This window comes from Brachybacterium sp. SYSU DS0246 (genome assembly GCF_059391765.1).
The window spans coordinates 1-22855 of the sequence record NZ_JBZXYT010000007.1; the positions used below are offsets into that span (position 1 = coordinate 1).

Consider the following 22855-nt stretch of genomic DNA (forward strand, 5'->3'; position numbering starts at 1 on the left):
ACCAGGGCCTCCTACGAATGTGCGCACCCCGGCCGCCCATCGACCAGGGTGATCCACGAGTCTTCATAGCGGGGCCCTGGGCCACAAGACCTCTCAACCCCGCCACCCTCATAGCGTCTGAGCGGCAGAGCAGGGGACGGGCCTCGACGCGGCGCCACGGGCGGAGCACGTCCTGAGCGGCATCAGACGGCGCGAAGCACCGCCACGACCTTGCCCAGGATCTCGGCGTGGTCCCCGAGGATCGGGGCGAAGGACGGATTGTGCGGCATCAACCAGACGTGGTCGTCACGGCGGGCGAACGTCTTGACGGTGGCCTCGCCGTCGATCATCGCCGCGACGATCTCGCCCTTCTGCGCCTCCTGCTGGCTGCGCACGACCACCCAGTCCCCGTCGCAGATGGCGGCATCGATCATCGAGTCGCCTACGACCTGCAGCAGGAAGAGGTCCCCATCGCCCACCAGGCGCGAGGGCAGGGTGAAGACGTCCTCGATCTGCTCCTCGGCGGTGATGGGGACGCCGGCGGCGATCCGGCCGACCAGTGGGACCGAGACGGAGTTCGCGGAGACCTCCGGAACCGGCGGCGGCTCGGGGGCCCCATCGTCCTCGGGCAGGAACACCTCCATCGCGCGCGGACGCTTGGGGTCGCGGCGCAGGAACCCCTTGCGCTCGAGGGCCTGCAGCTGATGGGAGACCGACGAGGATGAGGTCAGGCCGACCGCGTCACCGATCTCCCGCATGCTCGGCGGGTACCCGCGTGCGGCGATCGCGGCATTGATGGTCTCCAGCACCAGGCGCTGACGCCGGGTGAGCCCGGCGGTCGCGGCGTCGGCCGGCGCGTCGCCCCGTGCCCTGGTCGGCTGACTGGGGGTGGGGATGCTCGACATCATCGGGCAGGCCTCCTGGCTTCGTCTGTCGGACCCTCGCGGTTCCGTTGTCCTGTCACCCAGCGTAGGGCGGCACGCACCGGATGCCAAACACCTGTTCGAGGTTTCCCTTGCGTGTCGCGCGGCGATGGGGCTACAGTCGCACACACATTCGATCGAACAGGAGTTCGGACATGCGTACGGAAACAGCCGCTGTTCTCCCCTTCCCGCAGCGCCGCACCGAGCCGGGCGAGGGCGCCGGTCGAGCGAACGTTCGACTCGAGGTCAGTCGCCGCGGGCGCCTCGTGCTGATGATGATCGCCTTCGTGCTCGGCCTGCTGGTGGCCGCCGCTGCGCTGCTCGCCTTCGACGTCCCGTTCGCGCTCGCCGACTCCGAGGACGAGCAGCAGGTCACGGTGACCGTCGAGGCCGGGGACACCTTGTGGGGGTACGCCGAGCAGTACGCTCCGGAGGGGATGAGCCCGCACGAGTTCGTGACCGAGGCGCGCAACCTCAACCATCTGCCCACCGGGCGCATCACCGCCGGCCAGCAGATCGAGCTGCCGGCCGCCGAGGGCGCGGCCCACTGACACTCCGGGTGCCGGCCCGACGTCCGGGACGCGGCGGTATCCTGAGTGGATGCACTGCCCGTTCTGCCGCCATCCCGATTCCCGGGTCGTGGACTCCCGCACGTCGGACGATGGCGCGACCATCCGGCGCCGACGACAGTGCCCGAACTGCTCCCGGCGCTTCTCCACCTCGGAGACCGCATCGCTGTCGGTGCAGAAGCGCTCCGGTGTGAGCGAGCCGTTCAGCCGCGCGAAGGTGATCTCAGGCGTCCGCAAAGCCTGCCAGGGCCGGCCGGTCTCCGATGACGAGCTGGCGATGCTCGCCCAGCGGGTCGAGGAGGACATCCGCGCCAGCGGCCAGGCAGAGGTCGAGGCTCACCAGGTGGGTCTGTCGATCCTGCAGCCTCTCCAGGAACTCGACCTGGTGGCCTACCTCCGGTTCGCGAGCGTCTACCAGGACTTCGACTCGCTCGACGACTTCGATGCGGCGATCGCCCGGTTGCGGGCCGAGGGCGGCGGCACGGCCCGGGGCGCAGCGAGCCCGGCAAGCTCGGACTGACCCGCGGCAGGTGCGGACCGACCGGCGCGAGTGTCGGCTCGAGCCCGATCCGACGCCTCTCCGGGAGCCCTCGGATCGACGGATTATGTGGACGTGGTTCAGGACCACGGCCGGCTGTGCATAGGATATCCCTCGTGCACTCACGCAGTGCACACCTGATCGGCGGTCGTGGAGGGGAAGCCACGGCCGCCGATCCCTCTCTCAGGCCGGCTCGATGCCGGGCGGCAGATCCCGGGCGTGGACGATGCCGAGATGCTGCGTGGTCCGCGTCATCGCGACGTAGAGACCCCCGGCGCCGTGGTCCTCGACCAGCTCGGCCGGCTCGACGATGATCACGCCGTCGAACTCCAGGCCCTTGGCCTCCTGAGCGGTCATCACGGCGACCTCGTCGTCGACACCCGCAGACCCGCCGCCCACGCTGGGCAGGTCCGGGCGCGAACTCAGATCCTTCAGCATGGCAGCCGTCCGCCCCTCGGCCGTGATGACGGCCAGCCGTCCGATCCCGTCGGCGTGCGCGGCGGCGACCGCATCCCCGGCCCGCTGTGCCAGCTCCGGCTCCGCCGCGCGCTCGATGAGGGGGTCCCGATCGCCCTCGCGCACCGAGCTGACCGTCGTCACCGGCAGGTCGTGAGCCGTCGCCATCGCGACCGCTCGATCCATGATCCGGCTCGGAGTGCGGTAGTTCACAGTCAGGCGCTCCACCTGGAGCCGATCCTGCACGTAGGGGCCGAGCGCATCGGGCCACGACGCCGTGCCGCCGGCCGAGGAGGTCTGGGCGACGTCGCCGACCACGGTGAACGACTTGGTGGGGGCCCGTCGCATCAGCGCGCGCCAGCTCATCGGGGAGTGCTCCTGCGCTTCATCCACCACCACGTGTCCGTAGGTCCAGCTGCGCTCGGAGGACGCCCGCTCGGCGAGCGTGCGGCCGTCCCGCAGCTGACTGACCTGGTCGGCGAGGTCCTCGGCGCGCACGATGCCGGAGGTGTCGATGTTCTCGATCACCTTGCGGGCGTAGTCGACGTCGGCCTCGCGCCGGCCGGCGGCCTCGCGGGCACGTGCCTCCGCCGGCGCGGCATCCTCCCCGAGGAGTTCGGCGACCTCGTCGAGCAGCGGGATGTCCTCGACGGTCCACGGGGAGTCCTTGGGGCGCACCAGCACGTCGACCCGGTCGGCCAGCGACCGCGGAGCTGCGGCCCGCAGCCGGTCGGGCCGGGAGAACAGGATCCGCAGGAAACCCTGCGGGGTGTAGGGGAGCCAGGCGAGATTCAGCTGTCGCTTGATCTCGGGGTCATGCCGCAGGTCCGAGAGCAGATCCGGTCGGTCCTCCGGGACGACGGTGTGTCCGCGGGCCTTGAGAGCCTTCTCGTAGCTCTCGACGAGGCGGTCCATGGCGGCTCGCACGAACACGGCGCGGGCGGCGTTGTGGGGCTTGTGGGTGGCACGTGCCTCGCGGCGGGCGGACCGGATCGCATCCCGGGTGAGCGTGAGCGGCGTGCCGTCGATGCGCAGCGTGATGTCGGACGCCGGGACCACCTGGCGCTGCTTGACGGCACGGGCGATCAGCTCGGCCATGGCGACGTCGCCCTTGAGGCGAGCGACGTCATCGGTGTCATGGACGAACGTCTCGATGCCGGGGAAGAGCTCGCCGGGGGTCAGCATGACCACGCCGGATTCTCCGAGGCTCGGCAGCACGCGCTCGATGTAGCGCAGGAACCCCGGGGTGGGGGCCATGATCAGCACGCCGGAATGCTCGAGGCGGCGACGGTGGGTGTACAGCAGGTAGGCGGCGCGGTGCAGGGCTACCGCGGTCTTGCCCGTGCCCGGCCCGCCCTGGACGACGAGGACACCACGGTTCTCGGAGCGGATGATGCGGTCCTGCTCGGACTGGATGGTGGCGACGATGTCCCCCATGCGCCCCGTGCGCTGGCCCGAGACGGCTGCGAGCAGAGCTCCCTCGCCCTGGAGCACCACGTCGTGATCCTCGTTGTCCAGGACCGACTGGTCCAGCACGTCGTCCTCGAGACCGACGACGGTCCGGCCGCGGCTGATCAGGTGCCGGCGCAGGCGCACTCCCTGACGGTCGGTGCTGGTGGCCTGGTAGAAGGCGGCCGCCGCAGGTGCGCGCCAGTCCACCAGGAGCTGCTCGCGGTCCGGGGTGAACAGGCCGATCCGGCCGATGTAGCGGCGGGCCTCGTCCTCGGTGTCGAGGCGGCCGAACACGACGCTGCGGGCGACCGAGCGCAGCAGGGCGAGCCGATCCTCGTACAGCGCCATGAACGAGTCGCGCTCGGACCGATTCTGGTGCGTCGATGCGTGCTGCGAGGCTTGGATCTGGTCGAGATTGCCCTCGACCTGGCCGATCAGTTCATCCAGTCGCTCGTAGAGCCGATCGGCGTAGGCCTGTTCACGCGCGATCTCCCGAGCGATCTGTCCTTCAGCGTCGTCCACGGACCTGTTCCCCCTGACGGTTGATCCTCACGCCCCGCCGCGCCGGGCGGACCCGGGGTCGGCGAAGCACGGTGGTCCATTATGGTGGACGGGTCTGGGTGTGCGTGCCATCCGGTACGTGACATCCAGCCGGCCGCGAGGGAGGAGACGCCGATGCGTGACCCGCGTGACCTGTACCGGTTCGAGTCCGCCGATGTGCTGGCGGCAGTGCCCCGTACCGGTCTGACTCTGGTCCATGCCCTGCCGGGTCTGGTCGATGCGGGCAATGCCTGCAAGATCGCCTCCACGTACCTGCGTGATGAGCTGCGGCATCTGCGGCTCGTCTCGTTCGACATGGACGAGCTGCTGGACTATCGCGGCTCCCGTCCGCAGGCGGTCTTCGACGGGACGTCGTACACGAGCGTCGACGTCCCGGATCTGACTCTGTCGCTGATGTACGACGAGGCGGACCGTCCCTTCCTCTTCCTCGACGGGCCGGAGCCGGACCTCCAGTGGCGCCGGCTCGCCGAGGCGCTGATCGATCTGGTCGAGTTCTTCGAGGTCGAACGCGTGGTCGGGATGCAGGCGGTTCCCATGGCCGTCCCGCACACCCGTCCGATCGGTCTGTTCGCGCACGCCAACGATCCCTCCCTGCTGGGGCGGCCCCAGGCCCAGGGCACGCCCGCCCCCGGCACGAGCATGGGCGACGAGGACGGGGAGTCCTCGGAGATCGTCGTGCCGGCGGCGTTCGGCGCTCTGCTGGAGAACCGGCTCGGCAGTGCGGACCACCCGGCGATGGGATACGCGGCGCAGATCCCGCATTACCTCACCAGGACCGATTTCCCGGCCGGAGCCCTCGCGCTGCTGAGGCGGGTCAGCGGCGCGGCCGGACTCGACCTGCCCCTGGTCCACCTGGGAGATCTCACGGACGCGGCGACCGTCGCCCTGCAGGAGACCCTCGCGCAGAACAGCGAGGTGCGCCAGATCGTCACCGCCCTGGAGGAGCAGTACGACTCCACCGGTGAGGACGGCGATTCCACGCCGATCGGGACCACGATGGACCTGCCGACGGCCGAGGAGATCGGGGAGCACTTCGAGCGCTTCCTGGCCGATCACGACGACGGCCCCGAGGATCCGCCCCGGCTGTGAGGACCGGGTCTTCGGGTCCGTGCGGCCCGGGTGCCGCCTGCCCGCACCGTGAGGCCGAAGTCGCCCCTCAGGCGCTCTCTCCCGCGTCGGCTCCGGTGCCAGGGACCGCTCAGTGCGTCCGGTCGGCACTGCGGAGTTCGTTACGCCTTCGTGACCGTGCGTCGCGGAACTCCGTGTGAACGGGGCCACGGCCGTGACAGAATGGTGGTGTTGCGGTGATGCAGGTCCAGCAGGAAAGTCCGTCGACGGTGCCTCGGCACAGCAGTACGGCATGCACCTGACGCCACCCGCCTCGGCGGGGGACGGCTTCACGCGGCACCGCGATCGCGCATTGCGATCGTTGATGGACGACACAGAAGGTGACAGGTATGGCACAGGGCTCGGTCAAGTGGTTCAACGCCGAAAAGGGCTACGGATTCATCGAGATCGACGGAGGCGGCGCAGACGTCTTCGTGCACCACAGCAAGATCGACATGGACGGCTACCGCGCCCTCGACGAGGGTCAGCGCGTGGAGTTCGAGGTCAGCCAGGGCGACAAGGGGCCGCAGGCCGAGCAGGTTCGCCCCCTCTGATCCACGGCAACTCCCCGAATCTCACGGGCCGGGCAGGAGCATCGCGCTCCTGCCCGGCCCGTCGTCGTCCGGGCGGTCACCGGGATGGAGCACCGGCCCGCCCCTGATCCTGGCCCAGGATCTTTCCTGCTCGAGCCAGGGCGGCGACCTGGGACGCCGGTGCCAGCCGTACCGAGACCGCATCCGACCGCAGCGCACGATCGATGCCCTCCGGCAGCGGCTGATCCGAGGCCACCAGGACGCAGTTGCCCCGGCGCTTGCCGGTCAGGTGCGCGGGCTCGGCGATGGCGCCCACGTACCCGAACACGGCCGAGAGGGTCGCGATCTCGTCGGCGAGCAGCCCGGTCCCGGGCGGTGCCGCACAGTTGGCGAGATAGATCCCTCCGCCGCGGAGCACCCGCGCCGCGTGCTCCGCGGCGTGGATGCTTATCAGCGGTTCGGGAGTGACCGGGCCGGAGAACACATCCCGGACCAGCACATCGAAGCGGTCATCGCGCCACGATTCCAACGCCGTCAGCGCGTCGTCGATGCGCAGGCGCAGCTGCGGCGAGCGCGGCAGGTCGAACCAGGTGCGCACCTGCTTCGCCAGCAGCTCGTCGATCTCCACGACGATCTGCCGGGAACGGGGGTACCGGGAGGCGATGGCCCGCGGCAGCGAGCAGCCGCCTCCGCCCAGGTGGGCGACCTGCAGTGCCCCAGCGGCGACGTCACCCTCGGCCTCGTACCCGGCCGGCCCGCCGAATCCCTCGTCGAGGACGAGCAGCATCCAGCGCATGTACTCGAATACCAGATGCTCGGGATCGGGGTTCAGCTGCGACGAGGGCACCCCGTTGACGTCCAGCAGCACGGAGCCGTCGTTCTCCAGGGTGAGCCGGGCGGTACCCGTGGAGACGGGGATGGCGGTGTCGAGCGGACCGAGGTGCTCGAAGGGGGCGTGACGCACACGCTGGCGACGGGGCATCGACCCACTGTAGGAGACCTCGGGTCCCGGCGCGCGGCGACCGTTCCTCCCCAATGCTCCGTCCTCCACTCGAAACAGCCGCGCGGCTCATCCGTCGGAGCCCGCCTCTAGCGTTCACGGTACGACGCAGCCACAGCGATCACGCGGATCGCACGGTCGGCTCGACGTGGACCAGGAGAGGAGCACCGATGAGCACCACGCAGTCCCGCCGGCGAGGAGACGCCTCCACGCTCTCGGCCGGCTCCCGCAGCCTGCGACTGCGTCTCGCGCACCTGGACCAGGACCAGGCAGATCTCGAACGCGCCCGCGATCTCCTTCGGCAGGGGAGTGCCGCGGCCGCCGACGATCCCCGCGAAGCGTTCGAACTGGTCCACCGCGCAGCGCTGCGTGGGGCGGGCGTGCTGGTCGCCCGCGCCAATCGCGACCGCCGCCGGAAGCTCCCCCTGAATGTGTGGACCGCGCTGGAACGCCTCGGCGGCCCGGACGCGGAGCGCGCGAGCCGCCTGACACCTCTGGTCGCCGAACGGGTCCGTCTGGACCGTGATCCGACGGCGATGCCCGACCCTCAGCTGCTTCGCCAGCATCTCGAGCAGACCGGGGAGCACCTGGAGGAGATCTCCGAGCGCGTCCTCGCCGACCTGCCCGCGCACATGACGGCACTGGCCGGCTGATCCGATCGCCGACCGCCAGGCGGGTCCCGGCACGGAGGTCCCGAGTAGAGTTCCGGCACGAAGGAGGTGCCGATGGACAGTGCACGCGGTGGACGCGAGGCGGGTGCGGCCGCCGGGGCCGCCCCGGAGGAGATCCCCGGCATCCTGCACCTGGACATGGACGCCTTCTTCGCCTCCGTCGAGGTCCGTGACGATCCCGGCCTGCGCGGCCTTCCCGTCGTGGTCGGGGGATCGGGCGCCCGCGGAGTGGTGGCGGCCGCGAGCTACCCCGCCCGCCGCCGCGGTATCCGCTCGGCCATGGCGATGTCCACGGCGCGGCGCCTGGCTCCGGATCTTGTGATCATCCCGCCCCGTATCGATCGCTACCGCGAGACGTCGGCGCGCGTCATGGAGCTGTTGGCGTCCGTGGTCGCCCAGGTCGAGCAGATCAGCATCGATGAGGCCTTCCTCGACGTCCGCGGCGCGCGCCGGCTCTTCGGGGAGCCCGAGGACATCGCTGCTCTGCTGAGGGGGAAGATCCGCGACGAGCTCGGGCTGCCCAGCTCCGTGGGCGGTTCGGTCTCGCGTCCTGTCGCCAAGATCGCGTCGGCACAGGCCAAGCCCGACGGCATGCTCATCGTGCCCGCGGCGCAGACCGCCGAGTTCCTGGCGCCGCTGCCGGTCTCGGTGATCTCGGGCATCGGCCCGAAGGCCGTGGAGTCCCTGGAGCGGATCGGGGTGCACACCGTCGGTCAGGTCCGCGAGATCCCGCTGACGACGCTGACCCGGGCGCTCGGCCCGCGGGCCGCGGAGGTGGCCAGGCTGGCCGACGGCAGCGATCGCACCGGGCTCGGGCAACGGGTGCGTGATAAGTCGCTGGGCACCGAGCGCACCTGGGACGAGGACCTCACCGATCCAGGAGAAGTGCGCCGGCGGATCACCGTGATGGCCGATGACGTCGCCCGGCAGCTGCGCCGTTCCGGGTTCGTGGCGCGGACCGTGGTGCTCAAGCTCCGCAGTCCCGACGGGACCACGATCACGCGATCCTCGAGCCTGGAGCATCCGACGGCCAGCGGAGAGAGACTGCGAGAACAGGTCGTCGCCGTCTGGGATCGCGAGCGGCACCGGCTGCGCAGGGTCCGTCTGGCCGGGGTGCGGGCCACCCATCTGGAGCCGGCCTCCGGTGCTCCCATCCAGCATGAGCTGACCGCGCGGTCCGCAGGCTGGCACGACCTCGAGGCGGCTATGGACCGCACTCTGGACCGATTCGGGTCCTCGAGTCTCAGCAGGGGCTCCACGCTGGGCCCGCCGCCCGACGGGTCGCAGCAGACCGGGCCGGACCAGGGTTCGGCGCACCCCTGAGCGCAGGCGGCGGCGCCGGTGTCGCGCTGCTCGAGCGCGAGTGTTCCCATTACTCAGGAAGGGGCTCTAAACTGGGTGAACCGCCGACGAGGGCAGTGGTCCAGCAGGGCCCCTCCACGATCGGCGGCCGGGGCGCCGACCAGGCGCGAAAGGACGGGGACAAGGAGCGGGACCATGCCGCTGTCTGAACACGAGCAGAAGATGCTCGACGAGATGGAACGTCAGCTCTACGCCGACGATCCGCGCCTCGCGCGCGCTTTCACGCCGGCCAAGAACCCGCGTCGCAACGGGCGCCGGATCGCCATCGGGCTCGGAGGGGTGGTCGTCGGCCTCGGAGTCCTGGTCCTGGCCGTGGCTCTGCCCGCCGTCTGGCTCGGAGTGATCGCCTTCCTGGGGATGCTCGCCGGCGCGATCTACGCGGTCACCGCTCCCGGGTCGTCCACGCAGGATGACGGTTCCTCGGGCAACGGAGGCAACGGCGGATCCGGGCCCGGAGCCCCGCGCGGCGACAACGGTGGCACCTTCATGCGGAAGCTGGAGGAGCGCTGGGAGAAGCGGTCCGGGGACGACCCCCGACTGTGATCCTTTCCGCCCGCGGACTCCCGGGGCTCGATCCCTCCTGCCGGGGCTAGCCGCCGCCTGCCGGATCCTTCCGGTACGGGCTAGCAGTTGCCCGCGTCCGGATCCTGCCCGCAGAAGTTAGCTGCTGCCCCGGCCGGATCCTGCCCGGCGGTACTCCAGCGACCAGGCGCGGCGCATATCGCCGCGCCTGTGCGTGTCAGTACCGTCCAGCCGGAAACGCCCGCGCAGCACGCCGGTCGGAATCGCCCGCGCAGCACGCCGGTCGGAGGGCCCGCGCAGCGTGCCGACTGGACCCTGGCAGCGGTTCCCGACGCACTGGGCCCGACGACGCACACCCTGCTCCACCGATGCCCCGGCTCCCTCGAGCCGGGGCATCGTCATGCCCGGCGGGTGCTCCCTCCACGCCACGCCCAGGTGTTTCCCCCGGATTCCCCACATCCCTCCACCGGGGCCCTCCCTCTCGCTCCACCGCCATCCCCGCGTTCCTCTTCGCGCCGGCCGCGGCGCTGTGGCCTGCGACTTTGGTGAACGCGAGGCTCGGGCGTGCCGACGGCGCCCGGTCCCGCCGGGCACTGTGGCGGCCTCGCCAACGCGCCGCGCGGAGATTTCCCCCCACCTTGCACCACGTCGCTGACCTGGGGTGATGTGACGAAGTGCCGTCGTTCTGGGGGCAGGGGTAGCGGTATGTGGGGACTAGTGGGGTAAAGTGGAGCGCGTTGGGAGGAGATGGGTTTCGGATCGCACGAGTCACGGTGAGTGAAGGGGGGTCGAGATGTTCCTCGGCACCTTCACGCCCAAGCTCGACGAGAAGGGACGCCTGATCTTCCCGGCCAAGTTCCGCGACGAGCTCGCCTCGGGACTGGTCATGACTCGTGGGCAGGAGCACTGCATCGCCGTGTACCCGCTCGCCGAGTTCCGCCAGAAGCTCGAGGAGGCCCGTCGGGCGCCCACCACCGATCGCCGCACGCGCGACTACCTGCGTGTGCTGCTGTCCGGCGCGGAGGACGTCATCCCGGACAAGCAGGGCCGGATCACCATCCCGGGACATCTGCGCGGTTACGCGGACCTGGACCGGGAGTGCGCCGTCATCGGTGCACTCGACCGGCTCGAGATCTGGTCGCTCCCGGCCTGGGAGCGCTACCTCGAGCAGAAGGAAGAAGGCTTCGCCGAGACCTCCGAAGAGGTGGTCCCCGGCCTGTTCTGAGTTCCGCCCGAGGGACATCCGTCCTGTGAGACCTCTCGTCGTTCCCGCCCCGATGCAACTTCCCCGGCAGCGGGTCGGGAACGACGAGGAATCTGACAGGACGGCACCGCGACCAGGAACCCGGGGCCGACCGGGACGGAGCGATCCGCTCCCGGACCACGGCATCCAGAACACGGAACACCGACAGCACACACCGGACCCAGGGGAGGGGTGACATGGACGAGACGCAGCGCGACCTGCCCGCGGAGGACCGGCACGTCCCCGTGCTGCTCGAGACCTCGGTCGAGCTCCTCGCCCCCGCCCTCCAGGAGCCCGGAGCCGTCCACGTCGACGCCACCCTCGGGATGGGCGGCCACGCCGCCGCCGTCCTCCACGCCGCTCCCCAGGCCCGGCTCGTCGGGATCGACCGCGATCCGCAGGCGCTCGAACTCGCCCGCCGTCGGCTGGAGCAGGAGGGGCTGGGGGAGCGGGCCACCCTCGTCCACGCCACCTACGACGAGATCCCCGACGTCCTGGAGGAGCTCGGGCTGCCCGGCGCCCACGGCGTGATGATGGACCTGGGCCTGTCCAGCTTCCAGATCGACACCGCCGAGCGAGGCTTCTCCTACGCGGCCGACGCGCCGCTGGACATGCGGATGGACACCTCATCGGACGGCCCCACCGCCGCTGATCTCCTGCGCGAGCTCCCCGAGGCCGAGATCTCCCGCATCCTCCACGACCTCGGGGACGAGCGCTTCGCCCGCCGTATCGCCCGCCGCATCGTCGAGCGCCGCCAGGAGGCTCCGCTGACCCGCAGCGGCGAGCTGGTCGAGCTGCTGGACCGCGCGGTCCCCGCCGCCTCCAAGGCCAGCGGAGGGCACCCGGCCAAGCGCACCTTCCAGGCGCTGCGGATCGCCGTGAACCAGGAGCTCGAGATCCTCGCCTCCGCGATCGACTCCGCCCTGGACTGCCTGCACGTGGGCGGCCGCATCGTCGTGGAGTCCTACCACTCGGGCGAGGACCGCCTGGTCAAGACCGCCTTCGCGCGACGGACCCGGTCCTCGGCACCCCCCGGACTGCCGGTCGAGCTCGAGGAGCACCGGCCCACCTTCACCCCGCTCGTGCGCGGGGCCCTCCAGGCCGACGAGATCGAGCGCGTATCCAACGCCCGCGCCGGATCCGTCCGGCTCCGCGCACTGACCCGTACCCGATCCGCCGAGGGAGCACACTGAGATGGCCACGACGTCAGCCGTTCACGCCCCCGCCGTCCGCCCGGTCCGCAAGCCCGGGACGAGCGCCGCCCCGAAGCCGCGACTGACCGTCGTCGCCGCCCCGAAGGCCGCCGGCAGTTCGATGCCGTTCACCCTCCTGTGCACCCTGATCGTCGCGGCCACGCTCGCGGCACTGCTGTACATGAACATCCAGATGTCCGGCACCAGCTACGAGATCACCCGGCTGCAGAGCCAATCCCAGCGGCTGACCGAGGAGCGCCAGGCGCTCGCGGAGACCAATGAACGGCTCGGCACGCCGCAGGAGCTCGAGCGCCAGGCCCGCGAGATCGGCATGGTCCCGGTCAGCGATCCGGCATACATCGACCTCGACACGGGCGAGGTCATCGGTGAGACGTCCCCGTCGGAGCAGACTGAGGGCAATCCGGAACTCAAGGAGGTGCCTGCGGAGGCCGCCGTCCCGCAGGCAGAGATCTACGACGAGCCCGAGAGCTACCACGGCATGGGCAACGAGGGCAACGAGGGAGACTGACCATGGCGCGGTCCCGCAGCTCGCGCACCACCCGGGCCCGCCGGCCCGCGGGCGGGGCGCGCTTCCCCCAGGCCCGGGTCGGCGCCCCGGCCGTTCGTCACCGGTTGCTGATCTGCATGATCATGGTCGCCGTCATGGCACTGTCCGGACGGTTGATCTGGGTCCAGGGCCTGGACGCGAGCGCGCGGGCGCAGGAGGCGATCGAGCAGCGCACCGTCGAGCGCACCATCCCGGCTCTGCGCGGGGACATCCTCGACCGTGACGGCACCACGATGGCCAGCTCCGTCGAGCGCTACGACCTGTGGGTCAACCAGCGGCAGGTCGACGACTACAAGCAGATCGCCGAGGACGGGGAGGCCTCCGGCGTCGAGGCCGCCGCCCAGGAGCTGGCGCCCGTGCTCGACATGTCCGTCGCCGACACCGAGAAGGCCCTCACCGGCGACAGCGGCTTCAAGTACCTGCAGAAGAACGTCGACCCCAAGGTGCGCGACGCGGTGATCTCACTGCGGATCAACGGCATCGGCGCCGACCGCGTCGCCGACCGCATCTATCCCGCCGGGTCCGTCGGCGGCAACATCCTCGGCTTCGTCGGATCCGACGGCACCGCGCTGGCCGGCACCGAGCTGTCGTTCGACGAGGCACTCAGCGGCACCGACGGAAAGACCACCTACGAGCGCGGGGCCGGCGGTCAGATCATCCCGACCGGGAAGCAGGAGACCGCCCCTGCCGTCGACGGCAGTGATGTGGTGCTCACCATCGATCGCGACCTGCAGTGGAAGGCGCAGCAGATCGTCGCCGGAGCCGTGGATCAGTGGGGCGCCACCGGCGGCAGCGCGGTCGTGCTGAACGCCAAGACCGGTCAGGTGCTGGCCCTGGCCGAGCACCCCACCTTCGACCCCAACGACCCCGGTGCCGCCGAGGAGAAGAACCGCGGCAACCGGTCGATCTCCAGCGTGTTCGAGCCGGGCTCGACGGGGAAGCTGTTCACGATGTCCGCCGCCCTGGAGGAGGGAAAGGTGACGCCGGAGTCGCAGTACGAGATTCCCTACGAGAAGTACTTCGACGGGCACCGGATCAAGGACTCCCACTACCACGAGCACCAGCGGCTCACCCTCGCGGGCGTGCTCAAGCACAGCTCCAACGTCGGCACCGTCCAGGTCGCCGAGACCCTCTCCCCGGACACTCGCTACGACTACCTGCGCGCCTTCGGCCTCGGCGAGCCGACCGGGGTGGAGCTGCCGGGCGAGTCCGCCGGCATACTCCGCCCGGCCGATGAGTGGAACGGGCGCACCCGCTATACGACATCGTTCGGACAGGGGTACAGCGTCAATGCCCTGCAGATGGTCTCCGCCGTCGGCACCTTCGCCAACGACGGCGTGCGGGTCCAGCCCTCGCTCATCGACGGCACCCGTCAGGAGGATGGCAGCATCGAGCCGGCTCACCAGGCCGAGAGCACCCGCGTGGTCTCCAGCGAGACGGCTGCGACGATGCGCGCCCTCATGGACAACAACGTCGAGGAGGGCTCCGCAGCCAGCGTGACGGGCTATGCCACCGCCGGGAAGTCCGGGACCGCGCAGACCGGGAAGGACACCTACACCGCCTCCTTCATCGGTTTCGCCCCGGCCGACGACCCCGACCTCGTGGTCGGCGTGTTCCTCTTCGGTCTGGACAGCTTCATCTCCGGGACCAAGTCCGCCTCCCCCGCCTTCTCCGAGCTGACCACCTTCGCCCTGCAGAACCAGGGCATCCCGCCCACCGGTCAGCCGGGCCGCGAGCTGGAGAACGAGTGGTGAGCGACGCCGTGCCCCCTGCTCCTCAGCCTCCCGCGGACTCTGCGGCCGACGGATCCCGCGACGCGGAACCGATCATCGACCCCGCTCGGCCCCGCCGGCCCGCAGGCGCGGGCGCAGGTGCCGTCGCGCGCGCACTGGGAGCCCCTGCGCCCGTCGAGGATCTGCCCCTGACCGGGGTCACCCTCGACTCCCGCAGCGTCCTGCCCGGGGACCTGTGGTGCGCGCTGCCGGGAGCCGCCGCCCACGGCGCCGACTTCGCCGTCCAGGCTCGCGAGCTGGGGGCGGTCATGGCGCTGACGGACCCCACCGGCGAGGAGCGCTGCCGCCGCGCCGGTCTGCCTGTGCTCGTGGTCGAGGACCCCCGGCGGGCCACCGCCGTCGCCGCGGCGCTGGTCCAGGGCAGGCCTGCCGACCACCTTCGCACCGTCGGCGTGACCGGCACCAACGGCAAGACGTCGGTGACCACGGTCGTGACCCGCGCGCTGGACGCCCTCGGCGTGCCCGCCGGCGTGATCGGCACCAGCGGCACCACCTACCGCTCCGCCGACGGGACCGAGCATGCCGTCTCCACCGTGCGCACCACGCCTGAGGCCCCCGAACTGCACGGCATCCTCGCCCGCATGCGCGAGGACCGCGTGGAGGTCGCCTCCATGGAGGTCTCCAGTCACGCCCTGGTCCTCCACCGGGCCGACGGTCTGGTCTTCGACATCGCCTGCTTCACCAACCTCAGCCAGGACCACCTGGACTTCCACGGCTCGATGGAGGAGTACTACGCCGCCAAGCGACGCCTGTTCACTCCCGAGCACTCGGCCCGCGGCATCGTCTGTTTCGACGACGAGTGGGGCCGGCGGCTGGCCCGCGAGGCAGAGGTGCCCGTGACCACCTATGCCACCCTGCCCGGGGTGCAGGCGGATCACACCGCTAGCGACATCCGCGCCGAGGAGTACGGCAGCACCTTCACCGTCCACGGCCCCGAGGGGACGCGCACGCTGCACGCCGCCCTCCCCGGCCGCCACTACGTCGCCAACACCCTCGCCGCCGAGCTGCTGCTGGCCGCGGTCGGGCACAGCGGCCCCCACGTGACCCGCGCCCTCGCCGAGGCCGGCACGGTGCCCGGTCGGATGGAGCTGGTGGCCCTGGAGCCGGTGCGCGGCGTGGTCGACTACTCCCACACCGCCGACGCCCTCGAACAGGCGCTGAGCACCCTGCGCACCGTCCCGGGCACCCGACGGCTGCTGGTCGTGATGGGAGCGGGCGGGGACCGTGACCGCAGCAAACGACCGGTCATGGGCGAGGTCGCCGCCCGCCTCGCGGACGTGGTGATCATCACGGACGACAACCCCCGCACCGAAGACCCGGCCGAGATCCGCCGCGCCGTGCGCTCCGGCATCCCCGCAGGGACGAACGCGCAGGTCCACGACGTGGAAGGACGGGGCGACGCGATCGATCTCGCCGTCCGACTGGCCGACGTGGCAGACACCATCCTCGTGGCGGGCAAGGGGGCCGAGGCCGGACAGCAGATCGGCGGTATCGTCCATCCGTTCGATGACCGCCTCCGGCTGCGCGACGCGCTGGCCGCGCGCGGCGGATCGGGCGCCGACGACACCGACGGAGGACGCTGACCATGCTCACAACCACGGCACGGGAGATCGCCGACATCACCGGCGGCCGACTGGTGGGCGGAGCGACCGGGGACGAGACCGTCACCGGCGAGGCCCGCATCGACTCCCGCGAGGTCACCACCGGTGACCTCTTCGCCGCCTTCGCCGGCGAGCACGCCGATGGCCACGACTACCTCGGCGTCGCCCGTGAGGCCGGCGCCGCGCTCGCGCTCGCCTCCCGAGACCTCGGGGTGCCCGCGGTCCTGGTGGAGGACGTGCGCGAGGCCCTGTCCCAGCTGGCGCGGGCCCAGCTCGCACGGGCCCGGGAGGTGGGCCCGGACCTGGTGGTCGTGGCGATCACCGGAAGCGCCGGCAAGACCGGCGCCAAGGATCTGCTCGGCACGATCCTGCGCACACAGGGGCCGACGATCGCACCCGTCGGCAGCTTCAACAATGAACTCGGACTGCCGCTGACAGTGCTGCGGCTGACCAGCGAGACCCGTTTCCTCGTCCTCGAGATGGGCGCCCGCGGCATCGGGCACATCGCGGCACTGACCGCCATCGCGCGCCCCGACATCTCCCTCGTCCTCAACGTCGGCAGCGCCCACCTCGGCGAGTTCGGCAGCGTCGAGGCGATCGCGACCGCCAAGAGCGAGCTCGTCGAAGCGCTCGAGGCGACCGGACGGGCGGTCCTGAACGCGGAGGACCCGCGGGTGGCGGCGATGGCGTCCCGCACCGCCGCCGACTCCCTGATGTGGGGCTTCACCTCCGGCGACGTGCGCGGGGACGACCTCACCCTCGACGACGAGGCACGGATCCGCTTCACCCTCGTCGTCCCCGAGGGAGTGACCACCCTGCGCGGCGAGCCGATCCCGGCCGGGCGCTTCCCGGTCCGCCCCGACCTCCTCGGCGAGCACCTGGCCGCCACGGCGGTGGCCGCCCTGAGCGCGGCGCTGGCCGCCGGGGTGGACCCCGCGGCCGCGGTCGCCGCGCTGGACGGTGCCAAGCTCGCCTCCGGCCAGCGCATGGAGGCCATCCGCGCGGGCGGCGCGCTGATCATCGACGACGCCTACAACGCGAACCCGGATTCGATGCGGCACGCGCTGAAGACCCTGGCCCACCTCGGACGGGGGCGCCGCACCATCGCGGTCCTCGGCGAGATGCTCGAGCTCGGCCCGGACTCGGTGCGTCTGCACGACGAGATCGGCCGGCTGGTGGTGCGGCTGAACATCAGCCAGCTGTATGTCGTCGGCGACGGCGCGGCCCCCATCCACCATGGCGCGAGCCTCGAGGGCAGCTTCGGGGGCGAGTCCGAATACCTCGAGACCGTGGAGGATGCGATCGCTGTGCTAGAACGTACGGTGGCGCCCGGAGACGCGGTGCTGCTGAAGTCGTCCCGGGACGCCGGCCTGCGGCAGATCGCCCAGCCACTGATCGCGCACCTGGAGCGGCAGGTTCAGCCCACCTCGCGGGCGGATGGAGGAGACGACGCATGATCGCGATCATCATCGCGGGCGCCGGTGCCCTCATCCTCTCTATCGCGGGGACCCCGCTGTACATCAAACTCCTGGTCAAACGCGGCTATGGCCAGTTCATCCGCGACGACGGACCCACCTCGCACGCCACCAAGCGCGGCACGCCCACCATGGGCGGCGTGGCGATCATCCTGGCCACGATCCTCGGATACTCCCTCTCCCACCTGGTGCTGCTGACGCCCCCCAGCGTCTCGGTCCTGCTGGTGCTGTTCCTCATGGTCGGTCTCGGCGTCGTCGGCTTCCTCGACGACTACCTCAAGATCTCCCAGCAGCGCAGCCTCGGTCTGCGTCCCCGCGCCAAGCTGCTCGGCCAGTTCCTGGTCGCGACCGCGTTCGCGGTGCTCGCCCTGCTGTTCCCCGACGGCGAGGGCAACACCCCGGCCTCGACCCAGCTGTCCCTGGTGCGGGACATCCCCTGGCTGGATCTCGCCTTCGGCGGGACCGTGCTCGGCTTCATCCTGTTCGCGATCTGGGCGAACTTCCTGGTCGCGGCCTGGTCCAACGGGGTGAACCTCACGGACGGGCTCGACGGTCTCGCGAGCGGGGCGACCATCATCTTCACCGCGACCTATCTGGTCGTGTGCTTCTGGCAATGGCGCCAGGTGTGCAACGTCGATCTCGACGCCGGGGGAATGGTGCGCTGCTACGAGGCCCGGGACCCCCTGGACGCCGCCGTGCTGTGCGCCGCGATCATCGGGGCCAGCGTCGGCTTCCTGTGGTGGAACACCTCGCCCGCCAAGATCTTCATGGGGGACACCGGCTCGCTCGCCCTGGGCGGCGCGATCGCGGGGCTGACGATCGTCTCCCGCACCGAGATCCTGGGCGCGATCATCGGCGGCCTGTTCGTGATGATCTCGCTGTCGGTGATCATCCAGGTCGGCAGCTTCAAACTCACCGGGCGGCGCGTGTTCCGCATGGCACCGCTGCAGCACCACTTCGAGCTCAAGGGCTGGAACGAGGTCACCATCGTGGTGCGCTTCTGGATCGTCGCCGGCATCCTCGCCGGGGTGGGCCTGGGCATCTTCTACCTCGACGCCCTGCCGAGGCTCACCTCATGACCGCGACCGCGACGGGGCCTGCCGGCCGGCCTCGCGCCGTCGAGGACCGGCCCTGGCCCGGGCTCGACGTGTCGGGACTGCGGATCCTGGTCACCGGCTTCGGCGTCTCCGGCTACGCCGTCGCGGACCAGACCATGCAGCGCGGTGCCCGGGTGCTCGTCGTCGACGGCTCCGAGACCCCCGCGATCCGCGAGCGGGCCCAGATCCTCGAGGTGCTCGGGGTCGAGGTCCGCCTCGGCCGGGAGCACACCCTCGCCCTTCCCCGCGACCGCGAGATCGACGTGGTGGTGACCTCGCCGGGATGGCGACCCGATCAGCCGCTGCTGACCGAGGCGGCAGAAGCCGGGATCCCCGTGTGGAGCGAGGTCGAACTGGCCCGCCGGATGCAGGCGCCCGACGGGCCCGCCTGGCTGGGGGTCACCGGCACCAACGGCAAGACCACGACGGTCACCATGCTCGAATCGATCCTGCAGCATGCGGGCCTGCGAGCAGTGGCCTGCGGCAACGTGGGGCTGCCCGTCATCGAGGCGGCGCTGGACCCCGAGGGCTTCGACGTGCTGGCGATAGAGCTGTCCAGCTTCCAGCTGCACTGGACCGAGCACCTGGACTGCGAGGCCGCCGCGGTGCTGAACGTCAGCGCGGACCACCTCGACTGGCACGGCGGCGCCCAGGAGTACGCGCGCGCCAAGGGCCGGATCTACGAGGGCGTGCGCACCGCCTGCATCTACACCGTCGCCGACGAGACCACCCTGCGCCTGGTCGAGGACGCCGACGTCGTCGAGGGCGCCCGGGCCGTCGGCCTGACACTGGGCTCACCGGGCCTGTCCGAACTGGGCGTGGTCGACGGGGTCCTGGTCGACCGCGCCTTCCTCGCCGAGCGTCGCAGCGCCGCGGCCGAGATCGGCACCCTCGCCGACCTCGAGCACCTCGGTCCGCACGGGGCCGGCCCCCACGTCGTGCTCGACGCGCTGGCCGCGGCGGCGCTGGCGCGTGCCTACGGCGTCCCGGCCCCAGCGGTCCGCGACGGACTGCGCGCCTACCGGATGGGCGGTCACCGGGCGGAGCAGATCGCGACGGTGGACGGCATCACCTTCGTCGACGACACCAAGGCCACCAACCCGGCCGCCGCGGCCGCCTCGCTCCGTGGGGCCGAGCGCATCGTGTGGATCGCCGGAGGTGACACCAAGGGCGCGGACCTCAGCGAGCTGGTCGCCTCCGCCCGCGATCGGCTGACCGGGGTCGTCCTGCTGGGACGCGACGAGGCGCCGTTCACCGCGGCACTGCGGCGACACGCCCCCGACGTCCCCGTGCGGCGCATCGATCCGGGTGACACTGACGATGCCGCCGGGCGCACCCGGCTCATGGAGGATGCGGTCCAGGCCGCGAGATCCCTCGCCACCGCAGGGGACGTGGTGCTGCTGGCACCGGCCGCCGCGTCCATCGACCAGTTCCGTGACTACGCGGAGCGGGGGGATCTGTTCGCGGCGGCCGTATCCCGACTGCCAGGAGCGAGCGCATGACGATCGACGAGACCCGTCAGACGCAGCGGACCCCGCAGGGGCAGCGGACCCGGCAGGGGCAGGATTCCCGCCGGTCCGCCGGTGTCGTCCGTCCCGACGAGGACCAGCCGCTGGGGAACATCGGGACCCGCGTGCGTGACGGCGTCGGCTCCTGGCTGCGGTCCCCGGCCCTGGACTTCTACGGACTCATCATCGTCGGGACCCTGCTGATCGGCGTGGGCCTGGTGATGGTCCTGTCCTCGAGCGCGGTCCTGAATATCTCGCGGGGCAACTCGGGGTTCGCCGGGCTGTTCCGGCAGGGCACCTTCGCGGCGATGGGGCTGGTCCTGCTCGTCGTCGCCGCCTGCCTCCCGACCGGGTTCTACCGCAAGGCCGCCTGGCCTCTGCTCGGCCTCGGGCTGGCGCTGCAGTGCCTCGTCCACGTCCCCGGTCTCGGGGTGGAGGTCGACGGCAACCGCAACTGGATCAGCATCGGCGGCCAGACCCTCCAGCCCTCGGAGTTCCTCAAGCTCGCCCTCGCCGTATGGCTGGGAGCCCTGCTCGCGACCAAGCGCCCCCTGCTCCACCGGCCCGGACACATGCTGTTCCCGCTGGTCCCCGGCATCGTCGCCGCGCTGGGCCTGGTCGTCCTCGGTCATGATCTCGGCACCGCGATGGTGATGTGTCTGCTCGTCGCCGGGGCCGTGTGGGTGGCCGGCGTGCCACGACGGTGGTTCCTGGCCGTCGGCGCCGCGGGCCTGGCAGGCGTGATCGCCCTGACCATCACCAGCGCGAACCGTATGGCCCGCATCGGCAACTGGCTCCATGGCACCTGCGAGGGCGACTCCTGCTATCAGGCCGAGCAGGGTCTGATGGGCCTGGCCGAGGGCGGCTGGTGGGGCGTCGGGCTCGGCGAGTCCCGCATGAAATGGGGCCGGCTGCCGGCGGCCGAGGACGACTACATCTTCGCGATCATCGGCGAGGAGCTGGGACTGCTCGGCACCCTCGGCGTGCTCGCCCTGTTCGCCGTGCTCGCCCTGATCATGTTCCGCATGATCACGCGGATCGAGGACCACTTCACCCAGATCACCATCGCCGGCATCAGCGCCTGGCTGCTGGGCCAGGCCTTCGTGAACATGATGGTGGTCACCGGCCTGCTGCCCGTGATCGGTGTGCCGCTGCCCTTCATCTCCTCGGGCGGTTCGGCCCTGCTCGCCTCCATGGCGGCACTGGGAGTACTCATCTCCTTCGCCCGCCGGGAGCCCGGCGCCCGCGAGGCGATCGGCGCGCGCATGGGGGCGGTGCGCCGTTCCATCAGCGTGCTGCCCGCACCGCGCGACGCCGCCGGGAAGTCCGACGCGCGCCCGCGCCGCGGCCGGGCCAAGGCCGGGCGGAGCTCGACATCGTCGAAGACCTCGACGGCAGGACTCTCGGGCCCCTCGGGGTCCTCGAAGCCCGGGGGCGCCCGGACGTCCGGCGGGCCCTCCGGGACCGGCGGCTCCCGGAAGCCCGCCGGCACGCACAACGCCGCGGGCAGCCGGAACTCCACCGGATCCCGCCAGTCCCGGGCGTCGCGGAAGTCCGCGCCGTCCTCACGGAGGACACGATGACCGCGCCCGCCCCCGTCCGCATCCTGCTCGCCGGCGGCGGCAGCGCAGGCCACGTCTCCCCGCTGCTCGCCACCGCCGCCCAGATCAGCCGGCGCACCCCGGCTGCCGAGGTGCTCGTGCTCGGCACTCCGGACGGCCTCGAGACCGATCTGGTCCCTGCCGCCGGCTACGAGCTGGCGACCATCGACAAGGTGCCCTTCCCGCGGCGCCCCGACGGCGCCGCACTGCGCTTCCCCGCCCGCTTCACACGCACATTGCGCGAGGTCCGCACGCTCCTGCGCGAGCGCCGGATCGACGTGGTCGCCGGTTTCGGCGGCTACGTCTGTCCGCCCGCCTACCTTGCCGCCGCCTCCGCGGGCCTGCCCGTCGTCCTGCACGAGGCCAACCGGCGCCCCGGCCTGGCCAACCGGCTCGGAGCCCGCCGCGCCGCCGCCGTGCTCACCGCCCTCGAGGGCACCAAGCTTCCCGGAGCCCGCCACATCGGCATGCCGATGCGGGAGGGCATCGCCCACCTCGACCGGGCCGCGCGCCGCGACGAAGCGCGCCGGGCGCTGGACCTCGACCCCTCGGCGCCGGTCCTGCTGGCCACCGGCGGCTCCCTCGGCGCCCAACGCCTCAACCGTGCCGTGGCCGAGGCCGCAGACTCCTTCATCGCCGCCGGCGCCCAGATCCTCCACATCACCGGCCGGGGCAAGGCCGACGGCCTCACCGGACGACCCGGTCACCGGGTCGTCGAGTACGTCACCGCGATGGAGGACGCCTACGCCGCCGCTGACCTCGCGCTGACCCGCTCCGGAGCCGGCACGGTCTGCGAGCTCACGGCGATCGGCCTGCCCTCGGTCCTGGTCCCGCTGCCGATCGGCAACGGCGAGCAGGCCCTGAACGGCCGCGACGTGGTGGCCGCCGGCGGCGCCCTCATGGTCGAGGACGCGGACCTCGATGCCGCCCATCTGCGCAACCACGTCCTCCCGCTCCTCCAGGACCCCGAGCGCCTGAGGACCATGGCCGACGCTGCCCGCGCCTTCGGCATCACCGACGCCGCCGAGGTCATGGCCGACGTCGTGACCGGCGTCGCACGCCGAGCCTGAGCCGGTCGCGCCCACCGCCCGGCTACGGTGACC

General features: G+C 71.5%; 20 protein-coding genes. 17 read left to right on the top strand and 3 right to left on the bottom strand.

Annotated elements, in window-relative coordinates; all coding sequences use genetic code 11:
* Positions 1–182 precede the first annotated feature (182 nt).
* Complete coding sequence (gene lexA / locus AC5020_RS04780; RefSeq protein WP_377019005.1) at positions 183–884, bottom strand: transcriptional repressor LexA; 702 nt, start codon at positions 882–884, stop codon at positions 183–185.
* Between the two features lie 173 nt (positions 885–1057).
* On the opposite strand from lexA, the gene yneA reads away from it, so the two are divergent.
* Together yneA and nrdR are read left to right on the top strand one after the other, a co-directional pair.
* A complete protein-coding gene (yneA, locus tag AC5020_RS04785; RefSeq protein ID WP_377019006.1) occupies positions 1058–1453 on the top strand; it encodes a cell division suppressor protein YneA in 396 nt (131 codons plus the stop codon).
* A gap of 49 nt (positions 1454–1502) precedes the next feature.
* Positions 1503–1991 carry a transcriptional regulator NrdR gene (nrdR, locus tag AC5020_RS04790; protein WP_377019007.1) on the top strand — a complete coding sequence of 163 codons (489 nt, stop codon included), beginning with the start codon at positions 1503–1505 and terminating at the stop codon, positions 1989–1991.
* 201 nt (positions 1992–2192) lie between these two features.
* Here nrdR and AC5020_RS04795 read toward each other — a convergent pair whose 3' ends face one another.
* Positions 2193–4439, bottom strand: a complete 2247-nt coding sequence (locus AC5020_RS04795) for a HelD family protein (protein ID WP_464987433.1) — start codon at positions 4437–4439, stop codon at positions 2193–2195.
* Between the two features lie 153 nt (positions 4440–4592).
* On the opposite strand from AC5020_RS04795, the gene AC5020_RS04800 reads away from it, so the two are divergent.
* Both AC5020_RS04800 and AC5020_RS04805 read left to right on the top strand, forming a co-directional pair.
* Positions 4593–5567, top strand: coding sequence for a proteasome assembly chaperone family protein (locus AC5020_RS04800; protein ID WP_377019009.1), 975 nt, complete (start codon positions 4593–4595; stop codon positions 5565–5567).
* A 368-nt stretch (positions 5568–5935) separates the two neighbouring features.
* Positions 5936–6139 carry a cold-shock protein gene (locus tag AC5020_RS04805; RefSeq protein ID WP_010551414.1) on the top strand — a complete coding sequence of 68 codons (204 nt, stop codon included), beginning with the start codon at positions 5936–5938 and terminating at the stop codon, positions 6137–6139.
* Between the two features lie 76 nt (positions 6140–6215).
* Here AC5020_RS04805 and AC5020_RS04810 read toward each other — a convergent pair whose 3' ends face one another.
* On the bottom strand, positions 6216–7100 hold the full coding sequence (locus AC5020_RS04810; RefSeq protein WP_377019010.1) for a spermidine synthase: 885 nt from the start codon (positions 7098–7100) through the stop codon (positions 6216–6218).
* A 188-nt stretch (positions 7101–7288) separates the two neighbouring features.
* On the opposite strand from AC5020_RS04810, the gene AC5020_RS04815 reads away from it, so the two are divergent.
* The 13 genes from AC5020_RS04815 (at position 7289) to murG (ending at position 22822) form a co-directional block, all read left to right on the top strand.
* Entirely contained in the window at positions 7289–7771 is a 483-nt protein-coding gene (locus AC5020_RS04815) for an SAV_6107 family HEPN domain-containing protein (protein ID WP_377019011.1), read from the top strand.
* A 72-nt stretch (positions 7772–7843) separates the two neighbouring features.
* Positions 7844–9112: a DNA polymerase IV gene (gene dinB / locus AC5020_RS04820; protein ID WP_464987434.1), complete on the top strand. Its 1269-nt coding sequence runs from the start codon at positions 7844–7846 to the stop codon at positions 9110–9112.
* Between the two features lie 174 nt (positions 9113–9286).
* Positions 9287–9694 (top strand): SCO2097 family morphological protein, encoded by a 408-nt coding sequence (locus tag AC5020_RS04825; RefSeq protein WP_377794387.1) that lies wholly within the window; start codon positions 9287–9289, stop codon positions 9692–9694.
* A gap of 772 nt (positions 9695–10466) precedes the next feature.
* Positions 10467–10898, top strand: a complete 432-nt coding sequence (gene mraZ, locus AC5020_RS04830) for a division/cell wall cluster transcriptional repressor MraZ (protein ID WP_377019014.1) — start codon at positions 10467–10469, stop codon at positions 10896–10898.
* Positions 10899–11113: 215 nt separating this feature from the next.
* Positions 11114–12109, top strand: coding sequence for a 16S rRNA (cytosine(1402)-N(4))-methyltransferase RsmH (gene rsmH / locus AC5020_RS04835; RefSeq protein WP_464987435.1), 996 nt, complete (start codon positions 11114–11116; stop codon positions 12107–12109).
* A gap of 1 nt (position 12110) precedes the next feature.
* Positions 12111–12638 (top strand): cell division protein FtsL, encoded by a 528-nt coding sequence (gene ftsL, locus AC5020_RS04840; protein WP_377019016.1) that lies wholly within the window; start codon positions 12111–12113, stop codon positions 12636–12638.
* 2 nt (positions 12639–12640) lie between these two features.
* Positions 12641–14431, top strand: a complete 1791-nt coding sequence (locus AC5020_RS04845) for a peptidoglycan D,D-transpeptidase FtsI family protein (RefSeq protein ID WP_464987436.1) — start codon at positions 12641–12643, stop codon at positions 14429–14431.
* A complete protein-coding gene (locus tag AC5020_RS04850; RefSeq protein WP_464987437.1) occupies positions 14428–16053 on the top strand; it encodes a UDP-N-acetylmuramoyl-L-alanyl-D-glutamate--2,6-diaminopimelate ligase in 1626 nt (541 codons plus the stop codon). Before AC5020_RS04845 ends, AC5020_RS04850 begins: the two co-directional genes overlap by 4 nt.
* Positions 16054–16055: 2 nt before the next feature.
* Positions 16056–17528: a UDP-N-acetylmuramoyl-tripeptide--D-alanyl-D-alanine ligase gene (locus AC5020_RS04855; RefSeq protein WP_464987438.1), complete on the top strand. Its 1473-nt coding sequence runs from the start codon at positions 16056–16058 to the stop codon at positions 17526–17528.
* Positions 17525–18625 (top strand): phospho-N-acetylmuramoyl-pentapeptide-transferase, encoded by a 1101-nt coding sequence (gene mraY / locus AC5020_RS04860; protein WP_377019021.1) that lies wholly within the window; start codon positions 17525–17527, stop codon positions 18623–18625. Before AC5020_RS04855 ends, mraY begins: the two co-directional genes overlap by 4 nt.
* Positions 18622–20145: a UDP-N-acetylmuramoyl-L-alanine--D-glutamate ligase gene (gene murD / locus AC5020_RS04865; RefSeq protein WP_464987439.1), complete on the top strand. Its 1524-nt coding sequence runs from the start codon at positions 18622–18624 to the stop codon at positions 20143–20145. The genes mraY and murD overlap by 4 nt, the downstream gene beginning before the upstream one ends.
* Positions 20142–21734 carry a putative lipid II flippase FtsW gene (ftsW, locus tag AC5020_RS04870; RefSeq protein WP_464987440.1) on the top strand — a complete coding sequence of 531 codons (1593 nt, stop codon included), beginning with the start codon at positions 20142–20144 and terminating at the stop codon, positions 21732–21734. Before murD ends, ftsW begins: the two co-directional genes overlap by 4 nt.
* Positions 21731–22822 (top strand): undecaprenyldiphospho-muramoylpentapeptide beta-N-acetylglucosaminyltransferase, encoded by a 1092-nt coding sequence (gene murG, locus AC5020_RS04875; RefSeq protein ID WP_464987441.1) that lies wholly within the window; start codon positions 21731–21733, stop codon positions 22820–22822. Before ftsW ends, murG begins: the two co-directional genes overlap by 4 nt.
* The last annotated feature ends 33 nt before the right edge of the window (positions 22823–22855 follow it).